Annotated in this window: 1 protein-coding gene; it reads right to left on the bottom strand. The window is 73.8% G+C overall.

Annotation, left to right across the window (positions count from 1 at the left end):
- Positions 1-12,434, bottom strand: a 12,434-nt coding sequence (locus ACFWOG_RS34200; protein WP_380363136.1) for a type I polyketide synthase, incomplete at both ends; no start/stop codon positions are given.

Genomic DNA, 12,434 nt, shown 5'->3' with positions numbered 1-12,434 from the left:
CCGGGAACGCCTCGTACAACCCCCGGCCCATCGACGCACGCTGCGCACCCTGCCCCGTGAACAGGAACGCCACCCGGCCCGCCCGTGCGGTGCCGATCAGACCACCCGCACCGGACGCCACCGCATCCAGCCCGGCCGCCAGCTCGTCGGTCCCACCCGCGAGCACCACCGCACGATGCGCCAGCACCGGACGCCGCGCCGCAGCCGCCGCCACGGCCGGCAGGTCGGTGCCCGACACCGTCCTCAGCCGCTCCGCCTGGGCCCGCAGCGCGTCCGGGGTCCGGCCGGACAGCAGCACCGGCACGGTCAGGTACGGCGCCGGTCCGGTCACGGTCTCGTCAGCCGGCGCCTCCTCCAGGATCACGTGCGCGTTGGTGCCGCTGATCCCGAACGAGGACACGCCCGCCCGACGCGGCCGGTCCCCCGAGGTCCACGGACGCGACTCCGTCAGCAGCCGCACCGCACCCGACGCCCAGTCGACGTGCGGGGACGGCCGGTCCGCGTGCAGGGTGGCGGGAAGGGTCTCGTGCCGAAGCGCCAGGACCATCTTGATGATCCCAGCGACACCGGCCGCCGCCTGCGTGTGGCCGATGTTGGACTTGATCGACCCCAGCCAGAGCGGAACGTCTCCGTCCCGGTCCCGGCCGTACGTCGCCAGCAGCGCTTCCGCCTCGATGGGGTCACCCAGCGTCGTGCCGGTGCCGTGCGCCTCGACGGCGTCGACGTCCTGCGGGGAAAGACCCGCCTGCGCCAACGCCGCCCGGATCACCCGCTGCTGCGACGGACCGTTCGGCGCCGTCAGACCGTTCGACGCACCGTCCTGGTTCACCGCCGTACCCCGCACCACCGCCAGCACCCGACGACCGGCCGCCCGCGCGGACGACAACCGCTCGACCACGAAGACGCCGGCGCCCTCGCCCCAGGCGGTGCCGTCCGCGTCGGAGCCGAACGACTTGCACCGGCCGTCGGCGGCCAGCCCGCGCTGACGGCTGAAGTCCAGGAAGGCCGTCGGGGTCGCCATCACGGTGACACCGCCGACCAGCGCCATCGAGCACTCGCCCGACCGCAGCGCCTGCGCGGCCAGGTGCAGCGCGACCAGCGACGACGAGCACGCCGTGTCCACCGTCACCGCCGGCCCCTCCAGGCCGAACGAGTACGAGACGCGGCCGGACAGCACGCTCGCCGCGTTCCCGGTGCCGATGTGGCCCGCCGAGTCCGCGACGTCCTCGGACCCGTCGTCCAGCAGCGCGACGTAGTCCTGACCGTTGGTTCCGGCGAACACGCCGACCTGCTCGCCGCGGAGCGACAGCGGGTCGACCCCGGCCCGTTCGAACGCCTCCCACGACGTCTCCAGCAGCAACCGCTGCTGCGGGTCCATCGCCAGCGCCTCGCGCGGCGAGATCCCGAACAGCCCCGCGTCGAACTCACCGGCGGCGGACACGAAGCCGCCGTCCCGGGTGTACGTGGTGCCGGGGTGCTCCGGGTCCGGGTGGTAGAGGGCTTCCAGGTCCCAGCCGCGGTCCGTGGGGAACCCGCCCATGGCGTCGGTCCCGGAGGCCAGCAGGTCCCAGAGGTCCTCCGGGGTGTCGGCCCCGCCCGGGAACCGGCAGGCCAACCCGACGATGACGATCGGATCGTCGGTGACCGGCGCGGCCGGAGCGGCCGGTACCGCCGCAGCCCGTCCGCCGACGAGCCTTTCCAGCAGGAACCCGGCCAGCCGGTCGGCGTCCGGGTAGTCGAAGACCAGTGCCGCCGGGAGGGTGAGTCCGGTCGCGGCGGCCAGCCGGTTCCGCAGTTCCATCGCGGTGAGCGAGTCGAGGCCGAGGTCCTGGAACGAGCGGTCGGGCGCCACCGCACCGCCCGACCCGTGCCCGAGCACCGCGGCAGCCTGGTCCCGCACCTCGGTCAGCAGGGTCCGGCGCGCCTCGGCGGGCGAGAGGTCCGCCAGCCGCAGCGCGAGCGGCAGCCGGCCGGTCACGGTCACCTCGCGGACCGACGCCCGCACCTCCGGCAGGTCGGCCAGCACCGACGCCGGCCGCAGCACGCCGGACTCGGCGGCGAACCGGTCCCACCGCACGTCCGCGACGACCACCGCCGGCTCGCCACCGCCCACCGCGGCGGCCAGCGCGGCCAGCGCGGCCGCGGGGGGCAACAGGGAGAGGCCCGAGCGGCGGAACTGCGCGGAGCCCGCGTGGCCGGCCATCATGCCGGCGTCGGCCCAGGGTCCCCAGGCGATCGAGGTGGCCGGCAGCCCGCGGGCCGCGCGGTGCTCCGCGAGCGCGTCGAGCGCCGCGTTGGCGGCGGCGTAGTTGGCCTGGCCGGGGTTGCCGAGCACGCCGGCGGTCGAGGAGAACAGGACGAACGCCGAGAGCGGGCGGTGCTCCGTCAGTTCGTGCAGCTGCCAGGCCGCACCGGCCTTGCTCGCCAGCACCGCGTCCAGGCGGGCCGGGTCGAGCCCGGCGACCACGCCGTCGTCCAGGGTCCCGGCGGCGTGCACGATCGCCAGGTCGGGCTCGTCGTCGAACTCCCGCACCAGCGCCGCGACCGCGTCGCGGTCGGTGAGGTCGCAGGCACGGGCCTCGACGTTCTCGAACTCCGCCGTCAGCTCGCGGACACCCTCCGCCCCGGTCCCCCGTCGGCCGACGAGCACGACCCGTCGGGCGCCGTGCTCCACCGCCCACCGGGCGACCTGGCGGCCGAGACCACCGGTGCCTCCGGTGACCAGAACCGTCCCACGCGGCTCCCAGCCGCCTCCCGACCGCCGAGGCGCCGGGGCCAGGCGGCGGACCAGCAGCCCGCCGCCCCGGACCGAGACCTCGGTCTCGTCACCCAGCCCGCCGGCGAGCACGGCCACCAGACGGCCGCCCGCACGGACGTCCAGGTGCTCCGGCAGGTCGATAAGCCCGCCCCAGCGGTCGGGGTGTTCCAACCCGACGACGCGGCCGAAGCCCCACACCTCCGCTCGGTGCGGGTCGACCGCCGGATCGGCGGACCCGGTCGCGACCGCCCCCCGCGTGAGGAGCCAGAGCGGCGCCGCGATTCCGGCGTCGCCCAGTGCCTGGACGGCGGCGAGCACGCCGGTGAGCGAACCCGCCGGTACCAGCACGCCGACCGGCGGTGCGTCGAGCGTCCGCAGCCGGTCGGCCAGCTCGGCCCGCACCCCGATCTCCAACCGGAGCACGGTCGCGCCGTGACCGGTCAGGACATCGGCGAGGGCGGCGGTCTCCTCGTCGTCCTCACCGAGAAGCAGCCAGGATCCGTCGACCCGGGCCGCGCCGGGATCGGCGACCGGCTTCCAGGTGACGCGGTATCGCCAGCCGTCGATGAGCGACCGTTCCTGGCCGCGCGCCCGCCAGGTCGACAGCGCGGGCAGCACGGTGGCGGCGGCATCGGTATCGACACCCAACTCCGCTGCGAACGCCGGGAGATCGCCCCTCTCAACGACGTTCCAGAAGCCCGCCTCCGCAGGTTCCGCCGAACGGCCGGGCGCTGCTGCTTGCAGCCAGTACCGCTGGTGCTGGAAGGCGTAGGTCGGCAGCTCGGCCGGTCGGACGCCGGTGAACAGCGGCGACCAGTCGACCGGGACGCCGTTGACGTGCAGGGTCGCGAGCGCCGTCAGCGCGGTGGTGACTTCGTCACGGTCGCGGCGCAGCAGCGGCGCCGTGACGGCGTCGGGCTGCTGGACGAGCGCCGACAGGACGCCGTCCGGGCCCAGTTCGACGAACCTGGTGACGCCGTCGAGCGCTTCGAGGGCATCGGCGAAGCGGACGGGCTTGCGGACCTGGTCCACCCAGTACTCCGGGTCCGACCACTGCCCGACACCGACCGGGCGGCCGGTCACCGACGAAACTGCCGGGACCGAAGGCTCGGCGAAGGCCAGGGACCGCACCACGGCGCGGAAGTCCTCCAGCATCGGCTCCATCAACCGGGAGTGGAAGGCGTGGCTGGTCCGCAGGCGGCTGGTCTTCCAGCCCCGCTCGCCCGCAGCCTCCGCGACGGCGTCGATCTCGGCTTCCAGGCCCGCAACCACCACGGCCGCAAGGCCGTTCACCACCGCGACGTCCACGTCCGGGAACGCGGCGAGGACGTCCGCCTCGGAAGCACCCACCGCGAGCATCGCCCCACCGGCCGGAAGGGCCTGCATCAACCTGCCGCGCGCCGCGACCAGCGTGGCCGCGTGCGGCAGAGACAGCACTCCGGCCACGTGCGCGGCAGCGATCTCACCGATCGAATGACCGACCAGCACGTCCGCCCGCACACCCCAGTGCGACAGCAGCGCATGCAACGCCACCTCCACCGCGAACAGCGCCGGCTGCGCGTACCCCGTCCGGTGGATCAGCTCCTCGTCCGCCAGCACCTCCGCCAACGGCCGGTCCAAGTGAGCATCCACGTGCAACGCCACCTGGTCGAACGCGTCCGCGAACACCGGGAAGGTCTCGTACAGGCCCCGGCCCATCGACGCACGCTGCGCACCCTGCCCCGTGAACAGGAACGCCACCCGACCAGAAGCCGCCGTACCGGTCAAGCCACCCGACCCGGAAGCTACCGCGCCCAGCCCGGTCGTCAACCCCTCGGTGTCACCGGCGAGCACCACCGCCCGATAGGCCAGCGCGGCACGCCGGGCTGCCGCTGCGGCGAGCGCGTGGAGATCCCGATCAGCCACAAGTCGCACCTGCTGTGCCTGGGCACGGAGCGCCGCCTCGTCCGCACCGGACAACAGCACCGGCACCAAGGGAAGTTGCACTGCCACGACGGCGGCGGACTCGACGGCCGGGGGCTCCTCCACGATCACGTGCGCGTTCGTACCGCTGACGCCGAACGCCGACACACCCGCCCGACGAGGCCGGTCCCCGGCGCTCCAGGGCCGCGCCTCCGTCAGCAACTCGACGGCGCCCGCCGACCAGTTGACCTCGGTCGACGGCTCGTCCGCGTGCAGGGTGGCGGGCAGGGTCTCGTGCCGCATCGCCAGAACCATCTTGATGATGCCGGCGACACCGGCCGCCGCCTGCGTGTGGCCGATGTTGGACTTCACCGACCCGAGCCAGAGCGGGTCGCCGCCGTCCCGGTCCTGACCGTAGGTGGCCAGGAGGGCCTGGGCCTCGATGGGGTCGCCGAGCGTCGTGCCGGTGCCGTGCGCCTCGACCGCGTCGACGTCCTGCGGGTTCAACCCCGCCTGCGCCAACGCGGCCCGGATCACCCGCTGCTGCGACGGACCGTTCGGCGCCGTCAGACCGTTCGACGCACCGTCCTGATTGACCGCCGTGCCCCGCACCACCGCCAGGACCTGGCGACCGGCCGCCCGCGCCGACGACAGCCGCTCCACGAGCAGCATGCCGACCCCCTCGGACCAACCCGTCCCGTCCGCGTCCGCGCCGAACGACTTGCACCGGCCGTCCGGCGCCAGACCCCGCTGACGCGAGAACTCCACGAACACATCCGGCGTCGGCATGACCGTCACACCACCGACCAGCGCCATCGAGCACTCACCCGAACGCAGCGCCTGCGCGGCCAGATGCAGGGCCACCAGCGACGACGAACACGCCGTGTCCACCGTCACCGCCGGGCCTTCGAGCCCGAACGTGTACGAGATCCGCCCCGACATCACCGACGAAGCCGTACCCGTCAGCAGATGGCCTTCCAGGCCCTCCCCGCTCTCCGCCGCCCCGGTGCCGTACCCCATGAACGAGGCGCCGACGAACACGCCCACCGGCTCGCCGCGCAGGCCGAGCGGATCGGCACCGGCCGCCTCCAGCGTCTCCCACGACGTCTCCAGCAACAGGCGCTGCTGCGGATCCATCGCCAACGCCTCGCGCGGCGAGATCCCGAACAGCCCCGCATCGAAGTCCCCCGCCCCGTACAGGAACCCGCCCTCCCGGGCGTAGAACGTCCCCGCATGCTCCGGATCCGGGTGGTACAACCCCTCCAGATCCCACCCACGATCCGTCGGGAACGCCCCGATCCCGTCCCTCCCGGACGCGACCAGATCCCAGAACTCCTCCGGCGTCCCCACACCACCCGGCAACCGCAGACCCATCCCCACGATGACGATCGGGTCGTCGCCGGTGGCGGCCAAGGGCACCGGAGCGGCGGGACCCGCGGCGTCCGCGCCGCCGACCACCTGCTCCAGAACGAACCCGGCGAGCCGCTCGGCGCTCGGGTAGTCGAACGCCAGCGTCGCGGGAAGCACCAGCCCGGTCGCGGCCTGCAACCGGTTCCGCAGCTCGACGGCCGTCAGCGAGTCGAAGCCCAGCTCCTTGAACGCCCGCGACGCCTCGACCGCCCCGGTCGAGGCATGACCGAGGGCAGCGGCGACGTGCGTCCGTACGACGTCCGCGACGAGCCGCTGCCGGTCGGCGACCGGCACGCCCGCCAACCGCTGGACGAACGCGGACGACTGGGAGCCACCCAGCGGCTCGGGGACGGCAAGGTCACGGGCGGCCGGGAGATCCGCGAAGAACGGCCGGGCGCGCGTGCTGGTGAAAGCGGGCAGGAAGTCGGCCCACCGGATGTCGGCGACGGTCACCTGGTCCTCGCCGGCCCCGACCGCGCCGGCCAGGGCGGCCAGCGCGAGCGCCGGGTCGACCGGGGTGATGCCGCGACGGCGCAGCCGGTCGGCGACCTCGGCCTCGGCGGCCATGCCGACCTCGGCCCACGGGCCCCAGGCGACGGCGGTGCCCGGCAGTCCTCGGGCACGGCGTCCGGCGACCACGGCGTCCAGCGCCGCGTTCGCCGCCGCGTAGGCGGCCTGGTCGGCGCTGCCCCAGATTCCGGCGATCGAGGAGAAGACCACGAACGCGTCGAGACGCGTACCGACCAGCGCGTCCAGGTGCAACGCCCCGTCGACCTTGCCGGACAGCACACGGTTCAGGTGCCCGGCGTCGGCGTCGGCCAGCCCGGCGTCCTCGGCCACACCTGCGGCGTGCACGACCGCGTCGACCGCACCGACCTGTGCGAGCAGCGCCTCGACGGCGGCCCGGTCCGAGAGATCGCACGCGTACGCCTCGGCACCCGGAAGTTCGGCGAGCAGTGCTTCCGCGCCGGGCGCGGCGGGGCCCCGCCGGCTGACCAGCACGATCCGCTCCGCGCCGTTCGAGGCCGCCCATCGGGCGACCTGGGCGCCGAGCCCGCCGGTGCCTCCGGCGATCAGCACGGTGCCGCGCGGACGCCAGGTGGCTCCGCCGGTCGCCGGGGCCGCCACCAGACGCCGGACCAGAACGCCGCTGCTGCGAACCGCCACCTGGTCCTCGGGGCCGAGCGCACCGGCCAGCACCGGACCGAGCCGGGCGACCGCCCTGGCGTCGAGGGTCTCCGGCAGGTCCAGCAGTCCGCCCAGGAGCTCCGGGTGTTCGAGGCCGACCACGCGGCCCAGTCCCCACTTCGCCGCCTGCAAGACGTTCGGCGCGCCGTCCGCCCGGCCGACGGACACCGCGCCCCGGGTCGCCAACCACAGCGGCGCACCGCCCGCGACCTCGGCCGATGCCTGGACGACGGCCAGTGCGCCCGCGAGGGACACGGCCGGGAGCACGAGGATGCCTGCGGGCTCCAGCTCACGCAGACGCGTGGCCAGGTCGGCGCGGTCGCCGAGCGGTACGACCACGGCGTCGGCGCCGAGCGCGGTCAGCGCCTCGGCGAACTCGGACGCTTCGACGCGTACGGACGCCTCGTCACCGACGATCGCCCAGCGGCCACGGGGCGCCGCCTCGGCCAGATCGGTGACGGGCTTCCAGGTGACACGGTGACGCCACCCGTCGATCAGCGAGCGCTCCCGACCGCGGGCCCGCCAGGACGCCAGCGCGGGAACGAGCGGTTCCAGGGTGGTGACCGGGACACCGAGCCTGGAGGCGAGTCCGGCGGTGTCGCCACGGTCGATCGGGTCCCAGAACGCCTCGTCGGCGGCCACGGCCGGCGCTTGGGCGCGGGTCTCCAGCCAGTACCGCTGGTGCTGGAAGGCGTAGGTCGGCAGCTCGGCCGGTCGGACGCCGGTGAAGAAGGGCGACCAGTCGACCGGGACGCCGTTGACGTGCAGGGTCGCCAACGCCGTGAGCACGGTGGTGACTTCGTCGCGGTCGCGGCGCAGCAGCGGCGCGGTGACGGCGTCGGGCTGCTGGACGAGCGCGGACAGGACCGCGTCCGGGCCGAGTTCGACGTAGGTGGTGACGCCGTCGAGCGCCGCGAGGGCGTCGAGGGCGTCGGCGAACCGGACGGGCTTGCGGACCTGGTCGACCCAGTACTCCGGGTCCGACCACTGCCCGACACCGACCGGGCGGCCTGTCACGGAGGACACCGCCGGGACCGAAGGCTCGGCGAAGGACAACCCACGCACCACGGCGCGGAAGTCCTCCAACATCGGCTCCATCAACCGCGAATGGAAGGCGTGACTGGTCCGCAGACGGCTGGACTTCCAACCCCGCTCGCCCGCCGCCTCGGCGACGGCGTCGATCTCGGCTTCCAGGCCCGCAACCACCACGGCCCCAGGGCCGTTCACCACGGCGACGTCCACGTCCGGGAACGCCTCCAGCACCTCCGCCTCGGAAGCACCCACCGCGAGCATCGCCCCACCGGCGGGAAGGGCCTGCATCAGTCGGCCCCGGGCCACGACCAACGCCGCCGCATCACCGAGCAACAGCACCCCGGCCACATGCGCGGCAGCGATCTCACCGATCGAGTGACCGACCAGGACATCCGCCCGCACACCCCAGTGCGTGAGGAGCGCGTGCAACGCCACCTCGACCGCGAACAGGGCCGGCTGCGCATACCCCGTCCGGTGGATCAGCTCCTCGTCCGCCAGCACCTCCGCCAACGGCCGGTCCAAGTGAGCATCCACGTGCAACGCCACCTGGTCGAAGGCATCCGCGAACACCGGGAACGCCTCGTACAACCCCCGGCCCATCGACGCACGCTGCGCACCCTGCCCCGTGAACAGGAACGCCACCCGGCCCGCCCGTGCGGTGCCGATCAGACCACCCGCACCGGACACCACCGCATCCAGCCCGGTCATCAGCTCGTCGGTGTCACCGGCGAGCACCACCGCCCGGTGAGCGAGCGCGGCACGGCGGATCGAGGCCGCGCCGAGTGCCACCGGGTGAGCAGCGCCCACCTCGGCGCTGTCGATCAGCTGTTGAGCCTGAGCACGCAGGGACGCCTCGTCCGTACCGGACAACAGCACCGGAGCCAGTGGCAGTTCCACTGCTGCCACGGCGGCGGCCTCGACCGTCGGTGGCTCCTCCACGATCACGTGCGCGTTGGTGCCACTGACGCCGAACGCCGACACACCCGCCCGACGAGGCCGGTCCCCGGGGTTCCAGGGCCGCGACTCCGTCAACAGCGACACCGCGCCGGAAGCCCACTCCACGTGCGGGGAACGCTCGTCGGCGTGGAGCGTCGCGGGCAGGGTCCCGTGCCGCATCGCCAGAACCATCTTGATGATGCCGGCGACACCGGCCGCCGCCTGCGTGTGCCCGATGTTGGACTTCACCGACCCCAGCCACAACGGCTCGCCGCCGTCACGGTCCTGACCGTACGTCGCCAGGAGCGCCTGGGCCTCGATGGGGTCGCCGAGCGTCGTGCCGGTGCCGTGCGCCTCGACCGCGTCGACGTCCTGCGGGTTCAACCCCGCCTGCGCCAACGCCGCCCGGATCACCCGCTGCTGCGACGGACCGTTCGGCGCCGTCAGACCGTTCGACGCACCGTCCTGATTGACCGCCGTACCCCGCACCACCGCCAAGACCTGGCGACCGGCAGCCCGCGCCGACGACAACCGCTCCACGAGCAGCATGCCGACACCCTCGGACCAACCCGTCCCGTCCGCACCCGCACCGAACGACTTGCACCGGCCGTCCGGCGCCAGACCCCGCTGACGCGAGAACTCCACGAACACATCCGGCGTCGGCATCACCGTCACACCACCGACCAGCGCCATCGAGCACTCACCCGACCGCAGCGCCTGCACCGCCAGATGCAGGGCCACCAACGACGACGAACACGCCGTGTCCACCGTCACCGCCGGGCCTTCGAGCCCGAACGTGTACGAGATCCGCCCCGACATCACCGACGAAGCCGTACCCGTCAGGAGGTGCCCCTCCACGCCGTCGGAAGCCTCGACCGGTCCGGAGCCGTATCCCATGAAGGAGGCGCCGACGAACACGCCCACCGGCTCGCCGCGCAGGCCCAGCGGATCGGCACCCGCCGCCTCCAGCGTCTCCCACGACGTCTCCAGCAACAGGCGCTGCTGCGGATCCATCGCCAACGCCTCACGCGGCGAGATCCCGAACAGCCCCGCATCGAACTCGCCCGCCCCGTACAGGAACCCGCCCTCCCGGGCGTAGAACGTCCCCGCATGCTCCGGATCCGGGTGGTACAACCCCTCCAGATCCCACCCACGATCCGTCGGGAACGCCCCGATCCCGTCCCTCCCGGACGCGACCAGATCCCAGAACTCCTCGGGCGTCCCCACACCACCCGGCAACCGCAGACCCATCCCCACGATCACCACCGGGTCGTCGCCGGCAGGCGCGACGGCTGCCGCGACGGTCGCGTCCGACACGAAGGTGCCCGGAGCGAAACGTCCCAGCACGAAGGCGGCGAGCCGCTCCGCGTCCGGGTAGTCGAAGACCAGCGTCGCGGGAAGCACCAGCCCGGTCGCGGCCTGCAACCGGTTCCGCAGCTCGACGGCCGTCAGCGAGTCGAAGCCCAGCTCCTTGAACGCCCGCGACGCCTCGACCGCCCCGGCCGACGCATGGCCGAGCACCACGGCCACCTCGGCCCGCACCAGGTCCAGCACCGCCCGGTGCCGCTCCACCGCCGACAGGCCGGCGAGCCGTGCGGCCAGACCGGTCTCCTCCGGCACGGGACCTCCCGTCATGGCGGGGGCCAGCCTGGCGAACAGCGGCCGCTCGCGAACGGCGGTGAACAGCGGCAGGAAGTCCGCCCAGCGGACGTCCGCGACGGTGACGGCCGCCTCGCCCGAGCCGACGGCCGATGCCAGCGCGGCCAGCGCCCGGGCGGGATCCATCGGGCTCAGACCCCGGCGGCGCAGCTGCGTGGCCGTCTCGTCGTCCGCCGCCATGCCGACCCGGGCCCACGGACCCCAGGCGACGGCGGTACCCGGCAGACCCTGCGCGCGACGCCGCGCCACCAGCGCGTCCAACGCCGCGTTCGCCGCCCCGTACGCCGCCTGCTCCCCGCTGCCCCAGACACCCGAGATCGACGAGAACACCACGAACGCGTCAAGATCCGTACCGACCAACGCGTCCAAATGCAACGCCCCGTCGACCTTGCCCCGGATCACCCGGTCCAGATGCGCCTCGTCCGCGTCCACGAGTGGCACGTCCTCGGCCACACCGGCCGCGTGCACGACCGCGTCGACCCGACCGACCACGGCCAGCAACGCCTCCACCGCGGACCGATCCGCCAGATCACACGCATGGATCTCCGCCATCGGCAGCTCCGCCAACAACTCCGCCGCCCCCGGAGCCTGAGATCCACGCCGCGAGAGCAACACCAACCGCTCCGCACCGTTCGCCGCCGCCCACCGCGCCACCTCGACGCCCAGACCACCCGTCCCACCGGCGATCAACACCGTGCCCCGAGGCTTCCAGACCGACCCGGAACCCACCGGCGCGTGAACGAGACGACGAACGAGCACGCCACCACCGCGCACCGCGACCTGGTCCTCCGCGCCCAACGCACCACCCAGGACAGCAGCAACACGACCCGCCGCCCGGCGGTCCAACTCGACCGGCAGATCGAGCAGACCGCCCCACATCCCGGGGTGCTCCAACCCCACCGCCCGGCCGAAGCCCCACAGCTGCGCCTGGTCGATCTCTCCAACGCCGTCCGCCGGTCCGGTGACCAACGCGTTCCGGGTCACGAACCACAGCGGCGTGCTGCACCCGGTGTCCACCAGCGTCCGGACCAGGTCGAGCGCATCGGCCAGGGACGTCGGCGACGCGACGAGACCCGTGACGTCCAGACCCGCCAGCTGCTCCCGGCCGGTCACCTGCACCACTGAAGCGCCCAGTGCCGCCAGCACCTCGGCAAGGCCGTGGACGTCCTCGCCGACCACCGCCCACACACCGTCGAGCCGGGCTTCGGCGGACACGGTCGCCGGCTCCCAGTCGACCCGGTACCGCCAGCCGTCGACCAACGACCGTTCCCGGCCCTGCGCCCGCCAGGTGGCCAGCGCCGGAACGAGGCTCTCAAGTGCCGTCGCCGTGACGCCCAGCTGATCGGCCAAGGTCCGCAGGTCACCGCGCTCGACGGTGGCCCAGAAGTCGGCGTCCTCACGGTCCGGCCCGGAGGTCCGGCCGACGGGCGCCTCGTCGGGCCAGTACCGCCGGCGCTGGAAGGCGTAGGTCGGCAGCTCGGCCGGTCGGACGCCGGTGAAGAAGGGCGCCCAGTCGACCGGAACGCCGTTGACGTGCAAGGTCGCCAAC

The sequence above is a fragment of the Kitasatospora sp. NPDC058406 genome, from assembly GCF_042722765.1.
Lineage (GTDB): Bacteria > Actinomycetota > Actinomycetes > Streptomycetales > Streptomycetaceae > Kitasatospora.
Note: the sequence above shows the minus strand (reverse complement) of the source record. Positions and strands in the feature narration are given on the sequence as shown.